Origin of the sequence: Tessaracoccus lacteus, from assembly GCF_029917005.1 — a bacterium.
In the GTDB taxonomy this organism is placed as follows: domain Bacteria; phylum Actinomycetota; class Actinomycetes; order Propionibacteriales; family Propionibacteriaceae; genus Arachnia; species Arachnia lactea.
Genome location: NZ_CP123967.1, coordinates 1,621,785 through 1,648,687 on the forward strand (window position 1 = coordinate 1,621,785; position 26,903 = coordinate 1,648,687).

Annotated in this window: 21 protein-coding genes and 3 pseudogenes; 14 read left to right on the forward strand and 10 right to left on the reverse strand. The window is 68.4% G+C overall.

The features are described 5' to 3' along the window. Positions 1-2 precede the first annotated feature (2 nt). Both QH948_RS07480 and QH948_RS07485 read right to left on the reverse strand, forming a co-directional pair. Positions 3-1,484, reverse strand: a complete 1,482-nt coding sequence (locus tag QH948_RS07480; RefSeq protein ID WP_281143847.1) for a leucyl aminopeptidase family protein — start codon at positions 1,482-1,484, stop codon at positions 3-5. A 43-nt stretch (positions 1,485-1,527) separates the two neighbouring features. Further along, positions 1,528-2,307 carry an META domain-containing protein gene (locus tag QH948_RS07485; RefSeq protein ID WP_281143848.1) on the reverse strand — a complete coding sequence of 260 codons (780 nt, stop codon included), beginning with the start codon at positions 2,305-2,307 and terminating at the stop codon, positions 1,528-1,530. Positions 2,308-2,450: 143 nt separating this feature from the next. On the opposite strand from QH948_RS07485, the gene QH948_RS07490 reads away from it, so the two are divergent. The 6 genes and pseudogenes from QH948_RS07490 (at position 2,451) to QH948_RS07515 (ending at position 8,370) form a co-directional block, all read left to right on the forward strand. Then, the gene (locus QH948_RS07490) at positions 2,451-3,359 is read left to right on the forward strand and encodes a DMT family transporter (RefSeq protein WP_281143849.1); all 909 of its coding nucleotides are present in this window, start codon (positions 2,451-2,453) and stop codon (positions 3,357-3,359) included. A gap of 164 nt (positions 3,360-3,523) precedes the next feature. Continuing rightward, positions 3,524-4,018 (forward strand): flavodoxin family protein, encoded by a 495-nt coding sequence (locus QH948_RS07495; protein WP_281143850.1) that lies wholly within the window; start codon positions 3,524-3,526, stop codon positions 4,016-4,018. Between the two features lie 196 nt (positions 4,019-4,214). After that, a pseudogene (locus tag QH948_RS07500) lies at positions 4,215-5,067 on the forward strand (IS3 family transposase); the annotation flags it as partial. Positions 5,068-5,198: 131 nt separating this feature from the next. Beyond that, positions 5,199-6,549 (forward strand): annotated as a pseudogene (locus QH948_RS07505) (IS30 family transposase). Between the two features lie 4 nt (positions 6,550-6,553). Next, positions 6,554-6,844 (forward strand): annotated as a pseudogene (locus tag QH948_RS07510) (integrase core domain-containing protein); the annotation flags it as partial. A gap of 254 nt (positions 6,845-7,098) precedes the next feature. After that, positions 7,099-8,370 carry an IS256 family transposase gene (locus tag QH948_RS07515; protein ID WP_281146164.1) on the forward strand — a complete coding sequence of 424 codons (1,272 nt, stop codon included), beginning with the start codon at positions 7,099-7,101 and terminating at the stop codon, positions 8,368-8,370. A 180-nt stretch (positions 8,371-8,550) separates the two neighbouring features. Here the strand turns inward: QH948_RS07515 and QH948_RS07520 are convergent, their stop codons facing one another. The 3 genes from QH948_RS07520 to QH948_RS07530 are packed head-to-tail and all read right to left on the reverse strand — an operon-like array spanning position 8,551 to position 10,432. Continuing rightward, the gene (locus QH948_RS07520) at positions 8,551-9,168 is read right to left on the reverse strand and encodes a peroxiredoxin family protein (RefSeq protein ID WP_077350317.1); all 618 of its coding nucleotides are present in this window, start codon (positions 9,166-9,168) and stop codon (positions 8,551-8,553) included. Further along, a complete protein-coding gene (locus tag QH948_RS07525) occupies positions 9,165-10,130 on the reverse strand; it encodes a cytochrome c biogenesis CcdA family protein (protein WP_281143851.1) in 966 nt (321 codons plus the stop codon). The genes QH948_RS07520 and QH948_RS07525 overlap by 4 nt, the downstream gene beginning before the upstream one ends. Then, a complete protein-coding gene (locus tag QH948_RS07530; RefSeq protein ID WP_202970176.1) occupies positions 10,130-10,432 on the reverse strand; it encodes a thioredoxin domain-containing protein in 303 nt (100 codons plus the stop codon). Before QH948_RS07530 ends, QH948_RS07525 begins: the two co-directional genes overlap by 1 nt. A 122-nt stretch (positions 10,433-10,554) precedes the next feature. Between QH948_RS07530 and QH948_RS07535 the strand changes: the two genes are divergently transcribed. From QH948_RS07535 to QH948_RS07545, 3 genes are all read left to right on the forward strand, one after another. Beyond that, positions 10,555-11,262, forward strand: a complete 708-nt coding sequence (locus QH948_RS07535; protein WP_077350313.1) for a response regulator transcription factor — start codon at positions 10,555-10,557, stop codon at positions 11,260-11,262. Next, positions 11,259-12,398, forward strand: coding sequence for a sensor histidine kinase (locus QH948_RS07540; protein WP_281143852.1), 1,140 nt, complete (start codon positions 11,259-11,261; stop codon positions 12,396-12,398). The genes QH948_RS07535 and QH948_RS07540 overlap by 4 nt, the downstream gene beginning before the upstream one ends. 88 nt (positions 12,399-12,486) lie before the next feature. Continuing rightward, on the forward strand, positions 12,487-13,140 hold the full coding sequence (locus QH948_RS07545) for a DUF305 domain-containing protein (RefSeq protein ID WP_073186934.1): 654 nt from the start codon (positions 12,487-12,489) through the stop codon (positions 13,138-13,140). Between the two features lie 102 nt (positions 13,141-13,242). Here the strand turns inward: QH948_RS07545 and QH948_RS07550 are convergent, their stop codons facing one another. From QH948_RS07550 to QH948_RS07560, 3 genes are all read right to left on the reverse strand, one after another. Next, positions 13,243-13,422 (reverse strand): hypothetical protein, encoded by a 180-nt coding sequence (locus QH948_RS07550; protein ID WP_068752814.1) that lies wholly within the window; start codon positions 13,420-13,422, stop codon positions 13,243-13,245. Positions 13,423-13,568: 146 nt separating this feature from the next. Beyond that, positions 13,569-14,000 (reverse strand): hypothetical protein, encoded by a 432-nt coding sequence (locus QH948_RS07555; RefSeq protein ID WP_281143853.1) that lies wholly within the window; start codon positions 13,998-14,000, stop codon positions 13,569-13,571. 8 nt (positions 14,001-14,008) lie between these two features. Continuing rightward, positions 14,009-14,806 carry a prolipoprotein diacylglyceryl transferase gene (locus QH948_RS07560; protein ID WP_077350309.1) on the reverse strand — a complete coding sequence of 266 codons (798 nt, stop codon included), beginning with the start codon at positions 14,804-14,806 and terminating at the stop codon, positions 14,009-14,011. A gap of 643 nt (positions 14,807-15,449) precedes the next feature. Between QH948_RS07560 and QH948_RS07565 the strand changes: the two genes are divergently transcribed. The 5 genes from QH948_RS07565 (at position 15,450) to QH948_RS07585 (ending at position 20,636) form a co-directional block, all read left to right on the forward strand. Next, complete coding sequence (locus tag QH948_RS07565) at positions 15,450-16,412, forward strand: cation transporter (protein WP_281143854.1); 963 nt, start codon at positions 15,450-15,452, stop codon at positions 16,410-16,412. 491 nt (positions 16,413-16,903) lie between these two features. After that, the gene (locus tag QH948_RS07570; protein WP_281143855.1) at positions 16,904-19,696 is read left to right on the forward strand and encodes a heavy metal translocating P-type ATPase; all 2,793 of its coding nucleotides are present in this window, start codon (positions 16,904-16,906) and stop codon (positions 19,694-19,696) included. 28 nt (positions 19,697-19,724) lie between these two features. After that, positions 19,725-20,006: a metal-sensitive transcriptional regulator gene (locus QH948_RS07575; protein WP_077341932.1), complete on the forward strand. Its 282-nt coding sequence runs from the start codon at positions 19,725-19,727 to the stop codon at positions 20,004-20,006. Between the two features lie 94 nt (positions 20,007-20,100). Next, positions 20,101-20,355 carry a hypothetical protein gene (locus QH948_RS07580; RefSeq protein WP_281143856.1) on the forward strand — a complete coding sequence of 85 codons (255 nt, stop codon included), beginning with the start codon at positions 20,101-20,103 and terminating at the stop codon, positions 20,353-20,355. Positions 20,356-20,372: 17 nt separating this feature from the next. Continuing rightward, complete coding sequence (locus tag QH948_RS07585; RefSeq protein WP_281143857.1) at positions 20,373-20,636, forward strand: helix-turn-helix domain-containing protein; 264 nt, start codon at positions 20,373-20,375, stop codon at positions 20,634-20,636. A 273-nt stretch (positions 20,637-20,909) separates the two neighbouring features. Here the strand turns inward: QH948_RS07585 and QH948_RS07590 are convergent, their stop codons facing one another. Both QH948_RS07590 and gltB read right to left on the reverse strand, forming a co-directional pair. After that, positions 20,910-22,376 carry a glutamate synthase subunit beta gene (locus QH948_RS07590; protein ID WP_281143858.1) on the reverse strand — a complete coding sequence of 489 codons (1,467 nt, stop codon included), beginning with the start codon at positions 22,374-22,376 and terminating at the stop codon, positions 20,910-20,912. Then, complete coding sequence (gene gltB / locus QH948_RS07595) at positions 22,369-26,898, reverse strand: glutamate synthase large subunit (RefSeq protein WP_281143859.1); 4,530 nt, start codon at positions 26,896-26,898, stop codon at positions 22,369-22,371. The genes QH948_RS07590 and gltB overlap by 8 nt, the downstream gene beginning before the upstream one ends. Positions 26,899-26,903 lie beyond the last annotated feature (5 nt).

The window sequence follows — 26,903 nt, forward strand, 5'->3', positions numbered from 1 at the left end:
CGTCAGGCCTTGAAGTTCAGGGCCAGGTCGATCAGCAGACGCGTGCCGAAGCCGGTGGTGCCCTTGTTGCGCCACTTGCTTGCGGTCCAGGACTGCGCGGTGCCGGCGATGTCGATGTGCACCCACGGCTTACCCGCGACGAACTCCTGCAGGAACAGGGCCGCCGTGATGGTGCCCGCGTTCGCGCCGCCCATGTTGCGCAGGTCGGCGAGCGTCGAGTCCAGCTCGGGCCGGTAGCGGTTGGCCAGCGGCAGCTCCCACACCGGCTCGTCGACCCGCTCGGCGGAGGCCTTCACCTGGTTCATCAGAGCTTCGTTGTTGCCCAGCACGGCCGCGATGTCGGTGCCGAGGGTGCGCAGCGCCGCGCCGGTGAGGGTGGCGATGTCGACGATGGCGTCCACCGGCTCCTCGGTGGCGAGCACCAGGGCGTCGCCCATGACCATGCGGCCCTCGGCGTCGGTGTTGATCACCTCGACCGTCTTGCCGCCGCGCATGGCCACGATGTCGCCCAGCCGCAGCGCGGAGCCCGACGGCATGTTGTCGGTGCACATCAGGTAGCCGGTCACCTGAGCCTGGCAGCCGAGGTCCTTCAGCACCGTCATGGCGGCGAGGATGGCACCGGCGCCGGCCATGTCGTTCTTCATCACGGCGTGCACCTCGTCCCCGGGCTTGAGGGCCAGGCCACCCGCGTCGTACATGATGCCCTTGCCGACGAGTGCCAGCTTGCCGGTGGGCTCACCCTCGGGGCGGTAGACGAGCTTGATCATGGCCGGCGGCTCGACGCTGCCGAGGTTGATCCCCAGCAGGCCGCCGCAGCCGAGCTCGACGAGTTCCTCCTCGCCGAAGACCTGCACCTCGAGGCCGGCGTCGGGGCCCATCTCGAGGGCGATCTCTCCGAGCTTGGTGGCGGTCAGCATGCCGCCGGGGGTGCCGGCGAGGTCGCGGGCCAGCTTGGTGGCCTTGACCAGCAGCAAACCGCGGACGACGGCGGCCTCGGCCTCCGCGACCGCCCCCTCGTCGCAGACCAGCGCCAACGCGCTGAGCTTCGCGTCCGGGCCGTCCTCACCGATGCGATAGACGTAGCGCGCCAGGGCGGCGCCCTCGATGGCCGCCACCACCGTGTCCGACACGCTCGTGGAGGTCTGCGGAAGAACGACGGCGAGCCGGTCCTGGCCGGGGACGGCGCGGGCGAAGTGGGACACCACGTCTCGCAGAACGGTGGCGTCCGCGGTGCTGCGGTCGCCGCCGCCGACCAACACGGTGAGCGGGCCGTCGGGGCCGACGAGGACCAGGGTCTTGCCGACGGCGGCGTCGAAGCCCAGCGAGGCGGCGCGCTCGGCCGAGATGCCGCTGGCCGCCGGGGGCTGCTCGCCGGAGAAGACGATGTGAGCGGCCGCGTCGATGCCGTCGGGCAACTCGCCGACGGTGACCGCCAGCTCACGGGTGGGGAGGGAGAACGGGGGGTACGGGGCTGCGTGGGTCATGGAGTGTCCTTGCGTCTGGCGATGGTGTGGTGTGGGTGCGCCGTCAGGCGCGGGTCAACTGGACGGCGATGGCGTCGTCGGCGGTGCGCATCTCGAGCATGTCGCCCTCGATGCTGAAGGTCGCGGCACTCTCCAGGGCCGCGATGACGGCCGCCTCCTGGTCCATGACACCATCTGCGCCGCAGAACATCTGGGTGCTGGCGAGGATGCCGAACGAGATGGTGCCGTCGCCGGCGGTGTAGCTGCCGAGCACCCGGTTGCAGCCGCCGGTACCGGAGATGGTGCCGTCGTCGGCGAACGTGAGGTTGGCCTCGGCGCCCTCGAGGACGCTCACGACGGCGGAGACGCCGTCGTTGTAGGCGGTGATGTTCCAGGTGGTGTCGGCCAGGTCCTGCGACTGGGCTGCTAGGGTGCCCAGGGCCGCGCCGCTCTCGTCGTTGAGGGTCAGCGTCTCGTCCTCGACGGCGAACCCGCGGGCGCTGGTGAGTGCGGTGAAGAAGGCGGACTCGAGCGCCATCACGTCGTCGGCGCAGGCCATCATGGTGGAGGGGAGCGCGTCCCCGACGGTGAGGGTGCCTCCGTCGATCTCGTAGGTGCCCGAGAATCGGTTGCAGCCGCCCGAGCCGAAGAGGGCGCCGTCGTCCGCGAAGTGGACCGTGACCGGGGAACCGTCCACGGGGGCCTCGCCGGCGAGATTCTCCAGCAGCCAGGTGACGCCCACGAGGTCCCCCGACGAGGGTGGGGCGGCAGGGGTCGCGGATGCGCACGAGGCGAGCAGCAGCGACATCGCCACCACCGCCGTCGTCCAGAGTGCCTTCGCCATTGATGATCTCCTTCGTGGTCGGCCCAGCCATCGTTTCCCCCGATCCGGCCCTGGACATCACCCGAACTGGGTAGTCCGCGCGGACATCCAGGTGGCTACGCTGCAGGCGCGGGCCACGCCACCGCACGTGAGAAGGGCCCCACATGGAGCAGAACATCCCCCTGGCCATAGCGCTGACCGTGGTCACCACTGTTTTCTTCGCGGCCGCTGCCACCGTCCAGCACACGGTGGTCGGCGAGCAGTCGGACGGCGAAGGCCACGACACGAGCCTGAGCGGCGGGCAGCTGTGGGCGCTGGTGCGCTCCCCGCGTTGGTGGCTCGGCATGGTGCTCAACGGCGTGGGCGCGATCATCTCGGTGGTGGCGCTGCTGATGGCGCCGGTCAGCGTGGTGCAGCCCCTGGCCATCCTGGCGGTGCCGTGGACGGTGCTGCTCGCCAGCCGCATCCACGGGCACAGGCTCCCGCTGAGGCTGTGGGGTGCCGTCGGCCTCGCGGTGGCCGGAACCATCTGGTTCGCCGTGGTGGCGGTGCAGCACGCCGTCGAGGAGGACGTGTTCGACGACGCCTACCTCGTGGGCGGAGCCCTCGCCGGTTTCGCCGTGGCAGGCGGGCTCGCCGTGGTGGGTTGGCGCGGCCCGCAGCGGTGGCGCTGCTTTGCGTGGGCCTCGGCAAGCGCCACGATCTTCGGCCTGGAGGCCGGGCTGATGAAGGCGGTCGGGGAGATCGTCGCCGACGGCGAGTGGGCGCAGTCCGCGACCTTCTGGACGCTGGCCGTGATGATGGTGGTGGGCTCGCTGGCCGCGACCGCCTTCATGCAGCAGGGCTACGCCAACGGCCCGGCCGAGACGGTGGTGGGCGCCATGAACGCCTTCGGGCCCATCGCGGCGGTGGTGTTCGGCTTCGTGGTCCTCGGCGAGGGGGCGGAGGTGACGCCGTCGGCGGCGGCGATGATGGTGGCCGCGGCGGGCCTGGCGGTGACCGGCGTGGTCTTGCTGTCGCGGTTCCATCCGGCCACCTCGTCGGCGCAGGTCGCGGCCGACCCTCCCGGCTGACCCTCTCCCCCACACCCTGCCCATTCCTGGCACAACACGCCGCCCCAGTGGCACGTCGGTGTCGCATGCGACGCCGAACCCCGCCTCAGACGGCGTTTCGTGCACGCTCGACGGCGGCGCCGGGGCGGCGCGCGTAGGCTAAGCCGCATCGGGAAGGACGGGCGATGAAGGCCGTTGTTGTCTACGAGTCACTGTGGGGAAACACCGCGGCCGTCGCGCGTGCCGTGGCGGAGGGGATCGGTGAGGGCGCCGTCGCGCTGCCCACCAAGGACGCCGGGGCCGACGACCTTGCAGGGGCGGACCTGATCGTGGCGGGCGGGCCGGTGTTCGCCTTCCACCTCTCCTCGGAGCGGACGCGGCACGACATCGCCGAGCACCCCGAGCCGGGCGCCCCCGCACCTGACCTCAGCGGGCCGTCGATCCGCGACTGGCTGGACGCGCTGCCCTCCGGCACGGCCGCGTTCGCCTCCTTCGACACCGAGGTCCGCGGTCCCTTCGGCAAAGGCGCGCCCACCATCGCGAAGGAACTCGAGGAGAAGGGCTACCGGAGGGTGGCCAAGCCGGAGGGGTTCATCGTTCAGGGCAAGTACGGCCCGCTCAAGGACGGCGAGCTGGACCGTGCCCGACGGTGGGGCGCGTCCCTGCGCGCGGCGCTGTAGCCCGGCCACCTACCCGCCGCTGGCAGCTCCGCCGACGATCGGGCTGAGTGTCACTCGGGCTGATTGTCACTCTGAGTGTCTGGGCGGCCTAGGGATTTCGGACGGTGGGCCCTCTTGAGCTGAGGGCGCTACTGAAAGAGAGATCGGCAGGATGAGTGCATCATGACGGCGATTCAGCCAGGAGTTCAAGGACGAGCTGTGCCAGGAGGTGATCTCGACCTCGAAACCGATCCGGGAGGTCGCTGAGGCCTACGGTGTCGGCTCGGAGACGCTGCAAACTGGCTGATCAAGTACCGCGACGCGCACGGGGGCACCGAGACGGAGCTGACGGTCACCGAGCGTGCTCGGTTGAAGGAACTCGAGCGGGAGAATCAGGAGCTCCGTGCGGAGACGGCGTTCCTAAAAAACGCCGCGGCCTACTTCGCGAGGGAACCGCGGTAGTGGGCAAGTACGAGTACATCGATTCCCTCCGAAACGACCCGACCGAGACGACCCCGGTGTGGAAGATGTGCCTGTGGTTGGCGGTGTCAACCTCGGGGTTCTACGACTGGCTCAAGCGCCCGCAGTCAGCGACCGCCGCGCGCCGGGAAGCACTGGCTGCACGGGTCCGGCACTTCTTCACGGCCTCTGACGGCACCTACGGCTATCGACGCATCCACGCCGACCTTGCGGCTGAGGGCGTGGAGTGTTCACCGGAGCTGGTGCGCCAGATCATGCGGCAGGAACACCTGGTGCCTTGCCAACCGCGCCCGTTTCGGGTCACAACCCAAGCAGACGCGGAAGCTGCGGCATGCATGCCTGACTTGGTGAAACGGGACTTCACTGCCGAGCGGCCCGGGGTGAAGTTCGTCGGCGACATCACCTACATCCACACCTGGCAGGGTTTCATCTACCTGGCCACGGTGATCGACTGTTACTCGAAGAAGGTCGTCGGCTGGTCGATCGCTGATCACATGCGCACCGAACTCGTCGAGACCGCGCTGCGTAACGCGGCCGCGACGGCAGTGATCGAGACTGACGCGATCTTCCACTGCGACCGTGGCAGCGTCGGCGGAATCAAGTGGTCGTCGCAACACCTCGATGACGGAGGTGTGTGTTGGGTAGTTCCAGGAAGCCGTGGCCACAGCGGCCGGCGGGTGCTCGTCGACAGTGGGGAGCGGACCGGGCGTTGCGGCCGGCGATGCGTTCCCCGGGGCGGCCGGAGCCCTCGCGTGCGGTGCAGCGTGAGTTCTGGAGACTGATCGCCGCCGGCGTCTCGACGGAGGAGGCGGCTGAGCGGGTCGGCGTGTCGACGCCCGTGGGGTCCCGGTGGTTTCGCCACGCTGGCGGGATGAGCCCGATCAGTCTGGCCGAGCCCACCGGCCGCTACCTGTCCTTCGCCGAGCGGGAGGAGATCGCCCTGCTGAAGGTGGAGGGCTACGGCGTGCGTGAGATCGCCTGGGCGATCGGGCGGGACCCGGGGACGATCTCACGGGAGCTGCGCCGTAACGCGGCCACGCGGGCCGGGAAGCATGCCTACCGGGCGAGCGTGGCGCAGTGGAAGGCGCAGCAGGCCGCGAAGCGCCCCAAACCTGCGAAGTTGGCGACCAACCCGCGGTTGCGCGCCTACGTGGAAGACAAGCTCTCCGGGGCGGTCACCGACGCCGACGGGCGACCGATCGCCGGCCCGGACGTACCCTGGGCCGGTCGCCGGCACGGGCGTCGGCAGGACCGCCGTTGGGGCACCGCGTGGTCCCCAGAGCAGATCAGCAACCGGCTCAAGGTCGACTTCCCCGACGATGAGTCCATGCGGGTCAGCCACGAGACCATCTACCAGTCGCTGTACGTCCAGGGCCGCGGCGCGCTGAAGCGGGAGCTGACCGCGTGCCTGCGCACCGGCCGCGCGTTGCGCGAGCCACGCGCCAGGACTGGCCGCAGCGGCCGCACCTTCGTCACCGACGAGGTCAAGATCTCCGCCCGGCCTGCCGAGGCGGACGACCGGGCGGTACCCGGTCACTGGGAGGGCGACCTGATCATCGGGCTGGACAAGTCAGCGATCGGGACGCTTGTGGAGCGCACCAGCAGATACACGATGCTGCTGCACCTGCCCAGGATGGGGGGGGGGCTTCGGCGAGGTCCCGTACGTCAAGAACGGGCCACCCCTGGCAGGTCACGGCGCCCAGGCCGTCCGGGACACGATCACCGCCCAGCTGGGCGACCTGCCCCAGCAGCTGCGCCGGTCGCTGACCTGGGACCAGGGCGGGGAGATGGCCCAGCACGTCCAGCTCAAGATAGACGCTGGCGTCGCGGTCTACTTCTGCGATCCGCACTCACCATGGCAGCGTCCGAGCAACGAGAACACCAACGGCCTGCTGCGCCAGTACTTCCCCAAGGGAACCGACCTATCACGATGGTCCGCCGAGGAGGTTGCAGCCATCGCCCTCACCCTCAACAGACGACCCCGCAAGGTCCTCGGATGGCGAACTCCTGCCGAGGTCTACGCCGAGCAGCTATCCTCCCCACCACAGGCCGGTGTTGCATCGACCCCCTGAACCTGCCGTCTACACCTCGGCCGGTTATCGGGCACTGGTGGCAGGGCTGGGCATGCGGTCCTCGATGGGACGCACGGGCGTTTGCTGGGATAACGCGATGGCCGAATCGTTCTTCTCCGCGTTGAAGAACGAGCGGGTCTACCGCACCGTCTACGCGACGAAAGAACGTGCCAGACGTGACGTCATCGCCTACATCGAGGGGTTCTACAACAGCCGCCGCCGGCACTCCGCCCTCGGCTACCGCAGGCCCAACGAGGTCCACTACAGTAACCAACAGCCAGCACTGGCAGCGTAAGAGAAACCAATCAACTCCGCTGTCCGGAAACACCGCGCCAGCCCAGTTCTTCATGGGCCGCAACGAGGTGGGGGTAGGCGACGAGGGATTCCTCACCTCCATGATTCCGCACCATTCACGCGCCATCCTGGTGTGCCAGGAGGCCAGCATCACCGATCCTGAGATCGAACGGGACTGTACGTTTTCCGGTGTAACTCCGATGTAGGAGGTAGCCGATGAGGATGCAGGTTGAGCCGGTCGCTGAGGCGGTCGTGATGGAGGTCGAGGACCAGGTGACGGCGACGGGAACGCCCCCGCTGGTGGACAAGGATTTGGTGGCGCAGCTCGTGGGCGACGCGCAGCGGCTGGGGCTGTCCGTGGAGGGCGAGGGCGGGCTGCTGGCTCAGCTGACCAAGCTGGTCCTGGAGTCGGCCCTGGAGGGCGAGATGACCGCGCATCTGGGCTATGACAAGCACGAGCGGGTCGAGGGCAGCGACAACGCTCGTAACGGGACGCGGTCGAAGACGGTGCTGACGAAGGCCGGCCCGGTCGAGATCGCTGTGCCTCGGGATCGGGCCGGGTCGTTTGAGCCGGTCGTGGTGGCGAAGCGGCAACGGCGTTTGGGGGCGATCGAGGACGTGGTGTTGTCGCTGTCGGCTCGCGGGCTGACCCATGGCGACATCGCGGCGCATCTGGCCGATGTTTATGGCTCTGAGGTGTCGAAGACCACGATCTCGACGATCACCGACAAGGTCCTGGACTCGATGGGCGAGTGGCAGAACCGACCACTGGACCCGGTGTATCCGGTGGTGTTCATCGACGCGATTCATGTGAAGGTCCGCGACGGGCAGGTCGCGAACCGGCCGATCTACGTCGCGTTGGCGGTCACTGTCGACGGGAACCGCGACATCCTCGGGCTGTGGGCCGGGGACGGCGGCGAGGGCGCGAAGTACTGGCAGCAGGTGTTGACCGAGATCAAGAACCGTGGCGTCGCCGACGTGTTGATGCTGGTGTGCGACGGCCTGAAGGGGTTGCCCGAGTCGGTGGGCAACGTGTGGCCGCAAACGATCGTGCAGACCTGCGTGGTGCACCTGATTCGCGGGTCGTTCCGTTACGCGGCAAGGCAGGACTGGGACAAGCTGGCCCGCGCGCTGCGGCCGATCTACACCGCCGACACCGTCGCCGCGGCCGAGGACCGGTTCCTGGAGTTCACCGAAGTATGGGGCGCTAAGTACCCGGCGATCGTGCGTTTGTGGGAGAACGCGTGGCCGGAGTTCGTGCCATTCCTGCAGTTCGACAAAGAGATCCGCCGGATCGTGTGCACCACCAACGCGATCGAGTCGGTCAACGCCAGGATCCGCAAGGCCGTCAAGGCCCGCGGGCACTTCCCCAACGAGCAGGCCGCACTCAAGTGCGTCTACCTCGCTGTGATGGCGCTGGACCCCACAGGCAAGGGACGAGCACGTTGGACACAGCGCTGGAAGGGCGCCCTCAACGCGTTCGAGATCACCTTCGACGGACGGCTCTCCGCCGGCCGCCGATACTGAGAGTCAAACAACCATGAGATACACCGAAAACTTGACAGACCCGATCGAACAGCTCTGCAGCGAGATCGTCGAGGCGCAGGAAAGGGAGATCGCCCAGATGAAGGAGATCCTCAAGCGGTACCAGTGAGTTGAAGCCGCCGCGGGGCACTCGGACCGAACGACACGTCCCCCGCAATGACTTCACCGCAGTCGCGTAGTGACTTCGTCGAGGAGTTCCTGGGGGTCGAGCCACATGGAGGGGTAGTTGCCGTACCAGCGCTGGACGCCCTCGCCGTCGATGAGGACGAAGCCGTGTCCGGGCATCCCGGGGTGCATGCCCTTGTCGAGGACGTCGTAGGCCTTGGACACGGTGCCGTCGTCGAGGAGGTAGGGGGTGGTGACGCCGAACTGCTGCATGTCGGGCAGGATCTGCTCGGCGCTGTTCATGACGATTGGCAAAACCTGGATGCCGGCCTCGGCGAAGCCGGGGTTCTTCTCGATCTCGGCCATCTGCATGGTGCAGGAGGCGCAGCCGGCGCCTTCGTTGAAGTAGATGAGCACCGGGCTGGGTCGTAGGTCGCTGAGGGTGACCGTGGCGCCGGCTGTGGTGGTGAGGGTGAAGTCGGGGGCGAGGCGCTGGGTGTCGCCTTGTTCTGGGATGGCGGTCCACAGCCCGTAGCCGACGACGACGACGATCAGGGTCACTACTCCGCCGATGATCCGGCTCCACGTGCGGCGCTTCGTGTCGCGGCGCGTCTCGGCCTCCTGGCGGGCTTTGAGTTGCTCGCGCCGTGAGGGTGCGGGGTTCGTGGTGGTCATCGTGGCTCCTGGGAGAGTGTCGTCGGAGCGCTGGCTCCTTCGGGCGCGGGGGTCGGTGTTGGTTGGGTGTCGCAGCAGTCATGGACGGCGGCGGTGGGCTTGGCGTGTCGGCGGTCGCGAAGGGTGGCGATGACGAACACGGCCACCAGCGCGAGCAGTGCCAGTCCGAGGACGGCCTCGGGGATAGGGGCGGTGATCGCGATCAGCCACGCGAAGACCTCGGAGAGCCAGGCGCCCATGCCGACCAGCGGGGCGTCGGCGCCGGTCATCTCGGTGGCGCCGGCTTGGCCGATCACGAGGATGCCCATGATCACGAACCCGACGGCGACCAGCAGGTTGACGCTGTTGGTGGCCAGCGTGAAGCGGCCCAGGTTGATCCGGATGGGCTTGGCGCGGAGGCTGCGCATCCGCTCGGGTCGCTTGTCCCACAGCAGTGCCATCACGAACAACGGGATCACCATCCCGAACACGTAGGTCAGACCGAGCACCAGCCCACCGACGGGCGAGCCGGACAGCGCCGACAGGGTCATCACGCCCGCCAGGACCGGCGCGCAGCAACTGGAGGCGATGCCGGAAAACACGCCGAGGCTGAAGAAGGTGGCAGTGTCCCCGCGTGCGGTGTCAGGCGCCCGGAGGAACGACGGCATCGACCACATCGCCCCCGACAACGTCAACAGGCCGAGTCCGATCATCAACAGGCCGCCGGCCCAGTAGAGAACCACGTGGTACTTGGCAATGGCGCCGGCGATCAGGCTGACCCCCATGGTGATCGGGACCAGGACCGCTGCCAGGCCGGCGGCGAACACGAAGGTCAGCGGGATCAGGCGCCAACGGCGGTTCTTCGCCGCCGCGGCCAGATAGCTGGGGGCGAGGAAGACGATGCAGCACGGGGCGAACAGCGCGACGCCGCCGGCGAGGAACGCCGCCAGGATCCCTCCCGCGCTGAGCAAGTCGGCACCCATCAGCGGGCACCGAGGCGGTCGACGAGCCGCGCCAGCTTGCCTCGCGGAATGCGGCCGGCGTGGAAGTACCTGCCCGCCACCAGGGTCAGCGGGAAACTCCCAGGGCGGTGCTCGGCGATCAGCGCCTCACCTTGCGGTGACTCCGCCGGCACTGCCGTCAGCCGCAACAATCCTGCACGTTCCAGAGCGTGGAGGCGTTGATGGGCGTCGTCGCAGAAGTGACAGGCGGGGGTGGTCACCAAGGTGACGTTGACCACCTCGGTCGGGGCGGTCGGCGGTGCTGATGCCGGAATCTCGTTCACGATCCCAGCCTCAACCCTCCAGATCAGGGAACGGTTCAGCCCGGGTCAAGATTCGGCCAAGAACACTCCCCCAGCACCGTGAGGGGGTGGGGTGGCGGGCGGGGAGTGTCAATAATGGCTGTATGGCTGAGCCCCGCAGGTCGAGTGTGTTGGTGATCGACGACGAGCGCCCGCTGGCAGGGATCGTCGCCTCCTACCTCAACAAGGCAGGCTTCGACACCGCCCTGGCCTACACCGGCCCAGACGGCGTCTCCTCGGCGCAAGACCTGGACCCCGACGTCATCATCCTTGACCTGGGCCTACCCGGCATCGACGGCATCGAGGTGTGCCGCCAGATCCGGCTGTTCTCCGACTGCTACATCCTGATGCTGACCGCCCGCGCCGACGAGGTCGACAAACTGATCGGCTTGTCGGTGGGCGCCGACGACTACCTGACCAAGCCGTTCAGCCCCCGCGAGCTCATCGCCCGCGTCAACACCGTGCTGAGACGCCCGCGCCGCCAGACCCACGGCACACAACTGACCGCGCCGCGCGAGTTCGGGCGGCTGCGGGTGGACGCGGAAGGCCGCGACGTGTGGGTCGACGACCAGCAGGTGGGGCTCACCCGCACCGAGTTCGACATCCTCGACGCACTCTCAGCCCGACCCAACGTGGCGCTGAGCAGGCGGCAGATTATCGACTCGGTGTGGGGCCCGGGCTGGGTCGGCGATGATCACGTCGTCGACGTGCATGTGGCAAATCTCCGCAAGAAGCTCGACGACCCGCCCGCGGAACCGTGCTACATCCTCACCGTCCGCGGAGTCGGCTACCGGATGGGACCAGGAGCATGACCAGGCTGCGCGGTCTCGTGGGCCGGATGCGGTGGGGAACCCGCACCTTCCTCACCCAGGCCCTGGTGGTGGCGGTCGGCGTGATCACCGCCGCCCTGGTCGCTGTGGTGGTCGGGCCCCCACTGTTCCACGAACACCTGCAACAACTCGGGCACTCTGTCGGAACTGCCGAGATGGGGCATGTGGAGCAGGCGTTCCTCGACGCTGGCGTCAGATCGTTGGGCATCGGACTGGTGGTGGCGCTCACGCTGGCTATCGGCCTGGCCTGGATCGAGACCAGGCGGCTGCGCCGCCCACTGGAACAACTGACCGCAGCCGCCGCCCAGCTCGAGGCAGGCGACTACACCGCCCGCGTCCCCCAGAGTGGAACAAGTCCCGAGTTCACGGCCGTCGCCGACGCGTTCAACGACATGGCCAGCCGCCTGGACTCCACCGAGACCAGCCGACGGCGGCTTCTCTCCGACGTGGCACACGAGCTCCGCACCCCCCTGGCCACCCTGACCGCTGAGCTGGAGGCCGTCATCGACGACGTGGTCCCCTGGGACCACGACAGCCAACAACTGCTCACCCTCCAGGCCGCCCGGCTCAAGAAGATCGCCGCCGACCTCGACGACGTGTCCCGCGCCGAGGAAGGCCGATTCACCCTCGACACCCAGACACAGCCGGTCTGGGACCTCATCGAACCCGCCGTCGCCTCCGTCACCACCCGATACGAGGCCAAGGGAGTCGTCTTGTCCGCGGACTCCGACCCGGGCCTCGTCGCAGCCGATCCGCAGCGGGTGGGTGAGATCCTGGGCAACCTCCTCGACAATGCGCTGCGGCACACCCCACCCAGCGGGATCGTGCACATCAGTGCACGCGAGTCCAGGGACGAGGTGGTGATCACGGTCACCGACACCGGCGATGGCCTCACCCCGGAGCAGCTCTCGAAGGTGTTCGAACGGTTCTACCGCGCCGACACGGCCAGGGCCCGCGACGCCGGCGGTTCCGGGATCGGGCTGACCATCGCCCGCAGCCTCGCCCTGGCTCACGGCGGCTCACTGACAGCCGCCAGCCCCGGCCCCGGACACGGCTCGATCTTCACCCTGCACCTGCCCACCGCGCCAGCACCTGAGCGGGTCTTGATCGATTCTTGACCATACACGGGTTGGCTCTTGAGCTGATCGTTCATAGCCTCGACGTTAGGGCCGGCGGCCCCCGTCGGCCAGGAATGGAGCATCTTTCATGACACGCACTAAGCGGATCACTGCCACTTTGGCGGGGCTGGTCCTGACGGCCACCCTGGCGGCCTGCGCGGACCAGGGCGCCACTCCCCCGGCGGCGACCACCTCCCCGACAGGCAGCACCTCCGCCACGGCCACTGAGTCCGAGTCGGCGTCGGCGAGCGCCTCATCTGAGGTGTCCGCCGACCACAACGACCAGGACACCACGTTCGCGCAGATGATGATCATCCATCACGAGGGCGCCATCGAGATGTCTCAGCTGGCGATCGAACGCGCCGAATCCCCCGAGGTCGTGGCCCTCGCGGAGCGGATCGCCGAGGCCCAGGGCCCGGAGATCGAGGAGATGACCGCCTGGCTCAGCGCCTGGGGTGAAGATGTCTCCCCCGGTGGGCATGGCGGCATGGACATGGGCGGCATGGACATGAACGGAATGAGCCAGGAGGAGATGATGACCCAACTCGACGGCATGTCCGGCGCCGACTTTGATCAGGCGTTCCTCGAGGCCATGATCGCCCACCACGAGGGTGCGATCGGGATGTCCGAGCAGCAGTTGGCCGAGGGGCAGAACCCGGATGCTCTCATGTTGGCGGAGAAGATCATCGCCGACCAGCAGACTGAGATCACCGAGATGCAGGAGATGCTCACCAGCCTCTGACCAACCCAGGCGTGCAAGCGATGAGGCGCCCGTCCAGCCGTTGTGGCTGGGCGGGCGCTTCGTCGGTTGCCCTGGTTGGCGCGAACGCCGTACCTGGCGGGGTTAGGCGGCTGGGTTGCTGGCGAGATGCTCGGCGTCGAAGAGGTCCTGGCAACGTCGGCAGCAGAAGTAGAACCGCTGGCCTTCGACGTCGCGGAACAGTCCCGCCGCCTCGGCGGTGGACTTCAGCGTGCTGGTCCCGCGGACCGTGCAGGTGACCAGCTCGTCGCCTGGGCCCGCCACCACGTCATGTTGACAGTGATGGCCCCCACCCTGACCGCCGCCGGCGTGACCGCCGCAGCAGCCTGCCTCCTGCTGGTTCCCGTGCTGGTGTCCATGCTCGTGATTGCACATGTGCTTGGTTTCCTTTCATTTCATTGTGGTGTTGATCATGGGGTGGGCGAGGCGCTGTGGTGCCCCTCGTGGTCCTCGGTGCCGGACGCGCTGGCGGAGGCCGCCGATGACGGCGTGTCTGGTTGGTTGGGGGTGGCGGGGTTGAACAGTGGCCCGATCACGAACGCGGACAGGGCGAACAGGGCGGTGAACACCGCGACCCCGATCGCGGGGGCCTTCCGGGTGCCGAATCGGCGACGCAGCCGTCGCAGCAGCGGGATGCTCAGCAGCAACCCGACCACATAGAGGAGCGAGTTGCCGAGGAACCCGGTCAGGAACGCGGCCCCGGCCAGGAAGCCGATGTGATGCATCACGTGCGGCGCCAGTCCCATCAGGGCGCCGACGGTGGCCCTGGTCCCGGCCCACAGCGCACCCCAGAACCCGCGACCACCCCTCACGGCTGTGGCCGGCTCGGTGATCGTGTCCATGGCGCCGCTCACCTCCCGACCGGGTGAGAGCTAAGGACGGCCGATTCGGAGCCCACAGGAGCATCTGAGGGCGCAACTGCGGGGTGGAAGGCGTCTCGCAGGATCAGGGCGACGCCCAGAATGATACTGACGATGCCGATCAGCTGCGCCTCGGTGAGGCCCAACAGGACGTGCGGGTTGATCCGGACGACCTCGGCGAGCAGGCGTGCCGCGCCGCTGAGCAGCAGGTAGGACCCGAACACGGCCAGCGGTCGCAGCCTGCGACCCAGCGCCCACAGGATGCCGGCGATCAGGAAGGCGCCGGCGGCCTCATACAGCTGGACGGGATGCACCGGCACGTTCACCGGCACCACCCCGTTGGGGAACGCCATCCCCCAGGGCAGGTCGGTGGGTGTGCCGTACGTGCCGTCACCGGCGAGGAAGCAGCCGATCCGGCCGATGCCGTAGGCCACCGACAGCGGCGCCGCCATCGCGCCCGCCACCCGTCCAAGGGGCAGATCGTGGCGTCGAGTCATCACGATCACCGCGATCGACCCGGCGATCAATCCCCCGTACCAGACGAACCCGGACCCGCCGAACAGGTGCCAACTGAAGTTGTCCCAGTTCGCGATCAGGTAGTACACCTTCGCGCCGACGAACCCCCACACCGTCGCCCACAACGCGATCGAGTGCGCCAGTTCCTTGTCGTAACCGATCCGCGTGAACGCGCGACCCAACAGGAACGCGCCGACCAGCAGCGCCAGCGCCTTACTCAGCCCATAGCTCTGGATCCCCACACCAAAAATCGAGAACACCTCAGGCCACACAGCCCACTCCCATCGTCGAAACTGTTCCAGGCGCGCGACGTGACCGCGGGGCCTCACTGCCAGTCTCAACCGGTCACCTCAAGCAACGAGCAGGACCCGGACAAGGTTTGGTCAAGATCCCCGTCCACGTGCCTGGACGAGGTAACGCCACACAGTAAGGCGGATCTTGAGCGAAGCCTGACCACCTGACCGTGACTTTTTGGATTGCACCCTGCCTACCCTGATGACATACCCCTTTGGGGTGTGGTGGCGGCGTCGATACCACGGGTCCCCCGTGTCGGCTCGGAAGTTGAGGAAAGGGCTCTTCGGCGTAGGTCGAAGCTCCGTGGCGGGTGCGTGCCAAACTCGAGATTCAATGGCTGGTGGTCGAGATGGGTTCAAGCGGCAGCTCTTCAGATGGCGTCCGAGCGGATGTGGTGCTCGCGGGGCACCGCGATCTCCAGAATCTGGCGTCCACTGCGTCGACCTGGATCTGGAGCCGCCGATGGAGTCGCTGTTGCCCCCGGCCGGGGCCGTGACCAGCGAGTTCTTTCCCGCCCCGGTCAGGGCCACGACGGCCTGAGACCGGACGGACGGGCAGGCATCCGCCGAGCCCGTCGGCGCACGACCTGTCGGCCAAGCGGTCGGAGAGGAAGACCCGATCATGAAGAGTCAAACCACGGTCCTGGAGGCCGGTGGCCTGCACTGGGCCACCTCGGAATCAGTGATCGAGAGAACGCTACTTGGGGTACCCGGCGTGCTGGCCGTCGAGGCCAGCGCCGTCTCCCAGACCGCGACGGTCACATATGACCCGAACCAGACGTCGGTCGCCCAACTGGTCGGCTGGGTCAATGACTGCGGCTACCACTGCACCGGCAGTCGGTACCTAGCCACACCACGGCGGAACCGGTCTCGACCGACCCCCACATCGGCCACGAGCGGCACACAGGCCACGGGGGCGGTGAGGATGAGGATGGCCGGGTCCGCGCAGGCGGTGATGGGCCACGGCGGGCACGGTGGGTCGATGGTGGACATGGTGCGCGACATGCGCAACCGGCTCCTGGTCGCCGCGGTCCTGTCGGTGGTCATATTGTTCTGGTCGCCGATCGGGCGAGAGGTCCTGGGGTTCACCGTGCCGGCACCCTTCGGGCTGCGCGACGACGTCTTCTCGCTGATCTTGTCCCTTCCGGTGGTGTTCTACTCGGCGTGGATCATCTTCTTCGACGGGGCCTTCCGGGCGCTCCGCGCGAGAACGCTGGACATGATGGTCCTGGTGGCGGTCGGGGTCGGGGCGGGCTGGTTGTACAGCGTGGTGGTCACGTTCACCGGCGGGGGTGAGGTCTTCTACGAAGCCGCCACGGTCCTGACCACCTTCGTCCTGCTCGGGCACTGGCTGGAGATGCGGGCTCGTGGCGGCGCGACCGACGCTGTGCGCACGCTGCTCGAACTCGCGCCCTCCCAGGCAGTCGTGCTCCGGGACGGTCAGCCCGTGCAGGTCCCAACCTCCGAAGTCGTCACCGGTGACCTGCTACTGGTACCTGTCCGGGTCCTACTCGTTGTTCATGTGACCGGTGGTGTGGGTGCGGTGAAGATCCGCCCACCTGGCCGGGTCTTGTCGGGATCTTGACCCCACCCAGACCGGTTCCCGACACCGCGGGGGGCACCATCGAACATGAACACGCGAAACCGACCAGGAAGAGAGGGTGATTCGACGTGACGACGATTCCACAGGCCACCTACGGGGTGCGCGGGCTCAGCTGTTGGCGCCGCATGATCAGCGCTGTGGACGCGGTCCGGGCCTTGCCCGGGGTGCATACCGTCGGGATGGATTTGGAGCCGCACGGCGAGTCGCTGTTGACGCTGGCACCGGCCGGCGCCTTGACCAGCGCCCAGGTCCGGGCCACCCTCGACCGCTCCGGATTCGAAGTGACCCGACGCCGGCGCCGGCCCCGACCCAGCCTGCTCCGACATGCCCTCACCACAGCCCCCGTGGACGACGGCCGGGAAATCTTGACCGAAGCCTGACCCCATCGGGGTCGTCCGGGCCTGCGCGGGCCTACACTGGATACATACCCCCCCAGGGTATTGGGTGGGAGTCGAGTGGAAGTGGAGGTTGTGATGCTCTGGCTGGTCATAGGTGGGGCGGTGGTCCTGACCGGGTTGCTGCTGTGGTTCTTCTTCGGCCCGAAACGGGCAGGGAAGGTCCGCATCGAAGATGGTGTTCAGGTGGTGGAGGTGACTGTCGACGGCGGCTACAACCCGGGGGTGATCGACGGGGTGCGTCCGGGGATGCCGGTGCGGATCATGTTCGACCGCCGAGAGGGTGGCGAGTGCACCTCGCGGGTGGTGATGCCGGACTTCAAGGTCAACGCGAGCCTTCCCGCGTACCGGACCACGGCCGTCGAGTTCACCCCGACTGAGGCCGGCGAGTTCCGCTTCGCATGCGGCATGAACATGGTCTCCGGTCTGATCCGCGTCACCGGCGACCCCCACACCGCACCCACCCCCACCACAGCATCGGATCATCACCGCGCGCAGGTGGCCGCCTCCCCGGCAGTGGCCGGTCTTGCGACCGACGGCGCCGATGATGAGGCAGAGCGGGCTGCGGAGATCCGGGACCTGACCCGGCGGGTGATCATCGGCGCTATCCTCACCGCCCCGGTGCTGATCGCGGTGATGGCCGTCGAGCTGTTCGGCGCCACCTGGGTGCCTGAGATCTTGATGAGTCCCTGGTTGCAGCTGGCGCTGATTGCGCCGGTGATGCTGTGGTCGGGCTGGCCGATCCACCGCGTGGGGTGGCGTGCACTGTCGCACCGCACCGCAGACATGAACTCGCTGATCACGCTCGGCACCGTCGCGGCGTTCGGTTACAGCCTGGTGGTGACCTTCGCCCCCGGACTACTGCCTGAGGAGTTGCGGCAGGTGTACTTCGAAGCCGTCGGGGTGATCATCACGTTGATCCTGCTCGGCCGGCTCCTGGAAACCAAAGCCAAGGCCGGCACCGGTGAGGCGATCCGCAAACTGATCGGCCTGCAGCCCCGCACCGCCCGCGTCCTCCGCGAAGATGTGGAGCTGGAGATCCCGGTCGAGGACGTCGTGGTCGGGGATGTGATCGTGATCCGCCCCGGGGAGAAGATGCCCGTTGACGGTGAGGTGATTCACGGATCCTCCGCGGTCGACGAGTCGATGGTGACCGGGGAGTCGATCCCTGCGGCCAAGACGGTCGGTGACACCATCATCGGCGCAACCATCAACGCCACCGGGGCACTGCGCTATGTCGCCACCAAGGTCGGCTCCGATACCTTGCTCGCCCAGATCATCAAACTGGTCCGTGAGGCCCAGGGCTCGAAGGCCCCCATCCAACGGCTGGTGGACAAGGTCTCGAGCTACTTCGTCCCGGTCGTGATCATTATCGCGGTGTGGACGCTGGCGATCTGGCTGCTGGTGGGTCCCCCGCCGGTGTTCGTGTTTGCGTTCGTCGCCGCCGTCTCGGTCCTGATCATCGCCTGCCCCTGCGCCTTGGGGCTCGCGACCCCGATGTCGATCACCGTGGGCACCGGCAAGGGAGCCGAACACGGAATCCTGATCCGCTCCGCTGAAGCGCTGGAAACCGCGCACAAGCTTGACGCGATCATCCTCGACAAGACCGGCACCATCACCAAGGGTGTACCGACCCTCACCGACGTGGCCACCGTGGCAGCGTTCGATGAGAACCAGCTCCTCGGCTGGGTCGCCGCTATCGAGAACAGCTCCGAGCACCCCCTGGCGGCGGCGATCGTGACCGGCGCCACCGACCGCGGTCTCACCCTGGGCGAGGTCACTGACTTCGACTCGGTCACCGGGCAAGGCGTCTGCGGCCACGTCGACGGCCACGACGTCCTGGTCGGCAACCGGCGACTTCTCGACGAAAATGGCATCAGTACCGACACGCTGCGGCCGCTGCATGACGCGCTCGCAGCAGGGGGCAAGACGCCGATGCTGGTGGCCGTCGACGGGCTCCCCGCGGGAATCGTGGCGGTCGCCGACACCATCAAGGACGGCTCCCCGGCCGCGGTCGCGGCCCTCCAGGCACGCGGCATCGAGGTCATCATGATGACTGGCGACAACCGGGCAACCGCCGCCGCGATCGCCTCCCAGGTCGGGATCCGTCGCGTGGTCGCCGAAGTGATGCCCGCCCACAAGGCCGCCGAGGTCCGACGCCTCCAGGACGAAGGCAAGATCGTCGGAATGGTCGGCGACGGCATCAACGACGCCCCCGCCCTCGCGCAGGCAGACGTCGGCTCCGCGATCGGCACCGGCACCGACGTGGCCATCGAATCCTCCGACATCACCCTGATCTCCGGCGCCCTGTCAGGGGTGGTCACCGCCGTTGACCTGTCGCGGGCCACTATGCGCAACATCAAACAGAACCTGGTGTTCGCGTTCCTGTACAACACCCTCGGCATCCCCATCGCCGCAGGTTTGCTCTACCCCGTCTTCGGGATCCTGCTCAGCCCCATGGTCGCCGCCGCAGCCATGGCCCTGTCCTCACTGTCGGTGGTCACCAACGCCAACCGGCTCCGCCGCTGGGCACCACACCCCATCCACGAGTCCCCCACCACCGGCTCCCCCGTCACCCCCGTCGTCGAAATCGGCGGCGAGACCCCCACCACCCAGCACCACACCACAGGAAAGGACAGCCCCATGTTCGGCAAGAAGACCACCGCCACCACCCACATCGATCCCGTCTGCGGAATGAAGGTCAAGCCCGCCACCGCGGCCGCTACCCGCACCCGCAGCGAGACCACGATCTACTTCTGCTCCACCCACTGCGCCGAAGCCTTCGACGCGGACCCCGCCCGCTACGGACACCCCCAGATCGCGGCCGAGCACCAACCCGAGGCTCACACCCCCGCACCGCACCACCACTAGCCGCCGAACCAGACCAGGTCCAGGACACATGACCGGCAACCCACAGCGTCCGGAACTCATCGGCCAACTCGCCGTGATCGAAGGCCATATCCGCGGCATCGCCCGCATGGTCTATCAGGACGCCAACTGCATCGAGATCCTCACGCAGACCTCAGCAGTCACCGGCTCGCTGCGCTCAGTCGCCCTGGACCTGGTCGACAACCACCTCCAGCACTGCCTCACCCAGGCCATCCACTCCCCAGACCCCGCCTACCGCGACGCCAAGGTCGCCGAGGCCTCCACAGCCATCGCCCGCCTCGTCCGCAGCTGAACCGTTCTTGATCAGAGGTTGACCGGCCGCGGATCGGATCTGAATCCGGACCCCGCACAGTGGAAGCAGCACCCGAACGAGAGGAACCCGGCTCATGAGCCTCCACAGCCAACACCGCCCCACCGACACCGGCCCCGACACCCCACCCGCGGCCACCGGACCCGCCCAGCAGCACCAGGACCACGGTGGCCACATGTGGCACATGCTCCTGATGTGCCTACCGTTGATCGGGTTCGGCCTGTGGTCGCTGTTCAGCGGAGGCGGCGCAGGCGCGCTGATCGGCGGCCTCCTCTGCGCAGGCATGATGCTGCTCATGCACGGCCGCCCCGGCGCCGGGCACCGCCACTGAAACTTGGCCGCCGCGGAGTGCCCGACCCACAGAAACCCAGCGAACGCCAAGGCGCCCAGATCGGGACGCGCCTGCACGTGTCCCTGGCGTCGGTGAAGGCCCACCTGTCGCACATCCTCACCAAGCTCGGCGTCGACAAACCGCGTGTCAGCCGCCCTGGTCTGATTACCAGTTCGGCGACTGGTTCGCCACCTGAAAGCACGGAAGGTCCCGAGCTGCTGGACGCTGATCATGCCGCCATGTTGCCGTTGATCCGGCCGCGATCGGAAGGCTCGACGTGAGCGATGACCGACCACGCCCGCGACACCGGCTGACCCACGAGGAGTACCTGGTCGCCGGCTAGTGGTCATCACCGTTAGTTCGTCGGGGGGATGGGTGGTTCAGGTGCGTGCAGTGCAAGGCGGAGGAGTGAGGCGATGCGGGGGCATCATCGATCGACGACAACGATGCAATGTGCGTGCCTGGGCCGGCTAGACCCCTGGCGAACTAGGGCGCGTGGCCGGACGGATGACGGCCACCCCCACGCAGGGAGGTGGCCGTCACGATGGTCCGGTTCAGGCGAGGAGCTGGCGCAACTCGGGCCCGATGGGCCGCGGCAGCTTGGAGGTGCCGGACAGGAACGTGTCGACGCCGGCCGCGCAGCTGCGCCCCTCGGCGATGGCCCACACGATGAGCGACTGGCCGCGCCCCGCGTCACCGCACGCGAACACGCCGTCCACGTTGGTCGCGTAGGCGTCGTCGCGCACGATATTGCCGCGGCCGTCGAGCTCGAGCCCGAGCTCCTCAACCAGGCCGGCCTTCTCCGGTCCGACGAAGCCCATCGCGAGCAGCACGAGCTGCGCCGGGATGTGCTTCTCGGTGCCCTCCACCTCGACGAACCGGCCGGCCTCGAAGCGCACCTCGACGATGTCGAGTCCCGCGACGTTGCCGTCCTCGTCGCCCACGAAGCGCTGGGTGTTGACCGCGTAGACCCGGTCGCCGCCCTCCTCGTGGGCGGAGGTGACCTTGAAGGTCATCGGGTAGGTGGGCCAGGGCTGGTGGTCGGGGCGCGCCACGGGCGGCATCGGCATGATCTCCAGCTGCGTGATAGACGCGGCGCCCTGGCGGATCGACGTGCCCAGGCAGTCGGCGCCGGTGTCGCCGCCGCCGATGATGACGACGTCCTTGCCGGCGGCGGTGATCTGGTCGGGGACCTCCTGGCCGACAGCGACGCGGTTGGCCTGGGGCAGGAACTCCATCGCCTGGTGGATGCCGTTCAGCTCGCGGCCGGGGGCGGGCAGGTCGCGGGCGACGGTGGAGCCGACGGCCAGCACGACCGCCTCGTACTGCTCGCGCAGTTCCGCGCCCGTGATGTCGACGCCGACGTTGACGCCGGTCTTGAACTGGGTGCCCTCGAGGATCATCTGCTTGAGGCGCCGGTCCAGGACGGACTTCTCCATCTTGAACTCGGGGATGCCGTAGCGCAGGAGGCCGCCGATGGCGTCCGCCCGCTCGTAGACGACGACCGTGTGGCCGCGCCGCGTCAGCTGCTGCGCGGCGGCGAGCCCGGCGGGGCCGGATCCAATGACCGCGACGGTCTTGGCCGTGTGCCACGGCGGCTGCTGCGGGGTGACGCGCAGGTCATCCCACGCCTTGTCGATGATGGCGACCTCGACGTTCTTGATCGTCACCGGGTCGCGGTTGATGCCGACGACGCAGCTCGTCTCGCAGGGCGCGGGACACAGCCGCCCGGTGAACTCCGGGAAGTTGTTGGTGGCGTGCAGCCGCTCGAGCGCGGACTGCCACTCGTCGCGCCACACCAGGTCGTTCCACTCGGGGATCAGGTTCCCGAGCGGGCAGCCGTTGTGACAGAACGGGATGCCGCAGTCCATGCATCGGCCGGCCTGCTCGGTGATGATCGGCAGGAGGGCACGCCCGGGTGTCCCGGGGTAGACCTCCTTCCAGTCGTGGATGCGCTCCCCCACCGGCCGACGCGCGGCCAGCTGCCGCGGCGTCGTCATGAAACCCTTGGGATCAGCCATGAGCGGCCTCCATCATCAGCTTGGTGGTCTCGGTCTCGGCGAGCCCGTCGGCCATCGCCATCTCGCGCACGGCCATCAGCCGTGCGAAGTCGCGGGGCAGCACCTTGGTGAAGCGCAGCCCAAGTTCGGCGTCGCTCAGCTGGAGCAGCGCGTCGGCGACCAGCGAGCCGGTCTCCGCGCGGTGCTCCGTCATGAGCTCGCGGACGCGGGCGAGGTCACCCTCGTTCAGGTCGACGGGGTCGACCAGTTCTGAGTTCAGCCGCAGCGGGTTCAGGTCGAGGACCCAGGCGACGCCGCCGGACATGCCGGCCGCGAAGTTCCGCCCAGTCGGGCCGAGCACGAGAACCTCGCCGCCCGTCATGTACTCGCAGCCGTGGTCGCCGACCCCCTCGACGACCGCAGTCGCCCCGGAGTTGCGGACGCAGAAGCGCTCGCCCACAAGGCCGCGCAGGAAGAGCTGACCCGACGTCGCGCCGTAGCCGATGACGTTGCCGGCCACGATCTGCGTCGCGGGGTCGAAGTGCACGTCATCCTGCGGGGTGACGACGAGCCGGCCGCCGGAGAGGCCCTTGCCGAAGTAGTCGTTCGAATCGCCGACCAGCCGCAGCGTCACGCCGCGGGGCAGGAACGCGCCGAAGCTCTGGCCTCCGGTGCCCTTCAGGGTGAACTCGATGGTGCCGTCGGGCAGTCCCTTGCCGTCGGTGGCCTTGGTCACCTCGTGTCCGAGCATTGTGCCGACCGTGCGGTCGACGTTGCGGACCCCGAGGCTCTGGCGGACCCGCTCGCCGCGGGCCAGCGCGGGCTCGGCCAGCCGGATCAGTTCGACGTCGAGCTTGGTGTCGAGACCGTGGTCCTGGCCCTGGATGCGGTGCAGCGCATTGCCGTGCACGTCGTCGACCTTCGTCAGGATCGGCGTGAGGTCGAGGCCCTGCGTCTTCCAGTGGCCGACGGCCTCGGCGATGTCGAGGACGTCGACGCGGCCGACGGCCTCCTCCAGCGTGCGGAAGCCGAGCTGGGCGAGCAGCTCTCGCACCTCCTCGGCGATGAACATGAAGAAGTTGACGACGTGATCGGGGTCGCCGTGGAACTTGCCGCGCAGCTCCGGGTTCTGGGTCGCGACGCCGACCGGGCAGGTGTCCTTGTGACAGACGCGCATCATGACGCAGCCGGACACCACGAGCGGTGCCGTGGCGAACCCGAACTCCTCCGCGCCGAGCAGGGCGGCGACGATGACGTCGCGGCCGGTCTTGAGCTGCCCGTCGCACTGGACGACGATGCGGTCGCGCAGGCCGTTGAGCAGCAGCGTCTGCTGGGTCTCGGCCAGGCCGAGCTCCCAGGGTGCGCCCGCGTGCTTGACGGAGGTCAGCGGAGCCGCGCCGGTGCCACCGTCGTGCCCGGAGATGAGCACGACGTCGGCCTTGGCCTTACTGACGCCCGTCGCGACGGTGCCGACGCCGACCTCGGACACCAGCTTGACGTGCACGCGTGCGACGGGGTTGGCGCACTTCAGGTCGTGGATCAGCTGCTTGAGATCCTCGATCGAGTAGATGTCGTGGTGCGGCGGCGGCGAGATGAGGCCGACGCCCGGCGTCGAGTGCCGAGTCTTCGCCACCCAGGGGTAGACCTTCGGGCCGGGCAGCTGGCCGCCCTCTCCGGGCTTGGCACCCTGCGCCATCTTGATCTGGATGTCGTCGGCGTACGTGAGATACTCCGACGTCACGCCGAAGCGGCCGGAGGCGACCTGCTTGATCGCCGAGCGGCGCGCCGGGTCGTGCAGGCGCTCGGGATCCTCGCCGCCCTCGCCCGTGTTCGACTTGCCGCCGATGCGGTTCATCGCGACGGCCAGGGTCTGGTGGGCCTCCATCGAGATGGAGCCGTAGCTCATCGCGCCTGTGGAGAACCGCTTGACGATCTCGCTGGCGGGCTCGACCTCGTCGATGCTGATGGGCTCCCGCTCGGAGAACTTCAGCATGGAGCGGAGCGTCATGATCCGCGAGCTGTTGTCGTTGACGAGCGCCGAATAACGCTTGAAGGCCTGGTAGTCGCCGGTCTGCGTCGAGTGCTGCAGCCGGAACACCGTCTCGGGGTCGAACAGGTGCGGCTCGCCCTCGCGGCGCCACTGGTATTCGCCGCCCACGGGCAGCGTGCGGTGCGCCAGCGGGATGCCGTCGCCCGGGTAGGCCAGCTTGTGGCGCGCCTTGATCTCCTTGGCCAGCTCGGCGATGCCTAGTCCGCCGAGGCGCGACGTGGTGCCGGTGAAGTACTGGTCGACGACCTCCTGGCTCAGCCCGATGCACTCGAAGATCTGCGAGCCGGTGTAGGAGGCGACGGTGCTGATGCCCATCTTGCTCATCACCTTCAGCACGCCCTTGCTGAGCGCCTTGGCGACGTTGGCGATCGCCTTCTCCGGGGTCACGTTGACGTACATCTCGCGGCGGGCGAGGTCCTCGGCGGACTCGAACACCAGGTACGGGTTGACCGCGGCGGCTCCGTAGCCGAGCAGCAGCGCGACGTGGTGCACCTCGCGCACGTCGCCCGCCTCGACGACCAGGCCCACCTGCGTGCGCGTCTTCTGCCGCACGAGGTGATGGTGGATCGCGGCGGTGAGCAGCAGCGAAGGGATGGGAGCCAGGTCGGCGTTGGAGTGTCGGTCGGACAGCACGATCGCGCGGGCGCCGCCGCGGATGGCCGACGACACCTCCTCGCACAGCTCGTCGATGCGGGCCTGCAGGGCCCGGCCTCCGCCGGCGACCTTGTAGACCCCCTTGATGACGTGCGCATTGAAGCCGGGCAGCTCGCCATCGCGGTTCATCCGCACGATCTTGGCCAGCTGCTCGGAGTCGAGGATCGGGCTGGTCATGGTGATCTGGCGGGCCGCGTCGGGGGTCGGCTCGAGCAGGTTCCGCTCGGGGCCGATCTTGGTGGTCAGGCTCGTGACGAGCTGCTCACGGATCGCGTCGAGCGGCGGGTTGGTCACCTGAGCGAACAGCTGCTTGAAGTAGTCGAAGATGAGCCGCGGGCGGGAGCTCAGCACCGCGATGGGGGTGTCGGTGCCCATCGACCCGATGGCCTCCGCCCCCTGGTTCGCCATGGGAGCGACGAGCTGGCGCAGTTCCTCGTGCGTGTACCCGAACACCTGCTGGCGTCGGATGACCGAGCTGTGCGAGTGGACGATGTGCGCGCGGGTCGGCAGCTTGTCGAGCTCGATCTTCTGCTCGGCGACCCACCTGCGGTAGGGGTGCTGCGAGGCAAGCGCGCCCTTGACGTCCTCGTCGGAGAGGACGCGGTGCCGCTCCAGGTCGAGCAGGAGCATGCGGCCGGGCTGCAGCCGCCCCTTGCGGACGACGTCCCTGGACTCGATCGGCAGGACACCCGCCTCGGAGGCGAACACCACGAGCCCGTCCACGGTCTCCCAGTAGCGGCCGGGGCGCAGGCCGTTACGGTCGAGCGTGGCGCCGATGATGGACCCGTCGGTGAAGGTCATGCAGGCCGGGCCGTCCCAGGGCTCCATGATCATCGAGTGGTACTCGTAGAACGCGCGGCGCTCCGGGTCCATCTCCGCGTGGCCCTCCCAGGCCTCGGGGATCATCATGAGCACGGCGTGCGGCAGCGAACGGCCGCCGAGGTGCAGCAGCTCGAGCACCTCGTCGAAGGACGCGGAGTCGGAGCCCTCGGGGGTGCAGATCGGGAACAGTGCGTCGACGCCGCCGGGGAACTTCTCGGAGGTGAGGAGGGCCTCGCGGGCGCGCATCCAGTTGCGGTTGCCACGCACGGTGTTGATCTCGCCGTTGTGGGCGATCATGCGGTACGGGTGCGCCAGCTCCCAGGCCGGGAAGGTGTTGGTCGAGAAGCGCGAGTGGACCAGCGCAAGGGCCGACGCCATGCGCTCGTCGTGCAGCTCGGGGAAGACCTCCTCCAGCTGGGCCGTGGTCAGCATGCCCTTGTAGACGAGCGTGCGGGCGGACAGCGAGGAGAAGTAGACGCCCGCCTCGTGCTGGGCGCGGCGCCGGAGCACGAACGCGAAGCGGTCCAGCTCGATGCCGGACTGGCCGTCGCGGCCGGCGACGATCAGGTGCTCGAAGTGCGGCATGGCGCCGATCGAGATGGGCGACAGCGTGCCGGTCTCGACGGGGACGTCCCGCCAGCCGAGCACGTCCAGCTCGACCTCCTCGGCGATGGCCTCGATCCGGCTGCGCGCCTCGGCGCGCTCGGCCTCGTCGACGGGCATGAACGCCATGCCGACGGCGTACTCGCCGAGGTCGGGGAGCTTGACTCCCGCGACGTCGCGGAGGAACTTGTGGGGGACCTGGATCAGGATGCCCGCGCCGTCGCCGGCCGCCTCGTCCGCGCCGGTGGCGCCGCGATGGTCGAGGTTGCGCAGGGCCTCGAGGCCCTTCGACACGATGTCGTGGGTCGGTACCCCGTCGAGGCGTGCCACGAAGGCGACGCCGCAGGCGTCATGCTCGTACGCCGGGTCATAGAGACCCACCTTGGCCCGCTGGGGAAAAACACTGTGGGACATGGGCG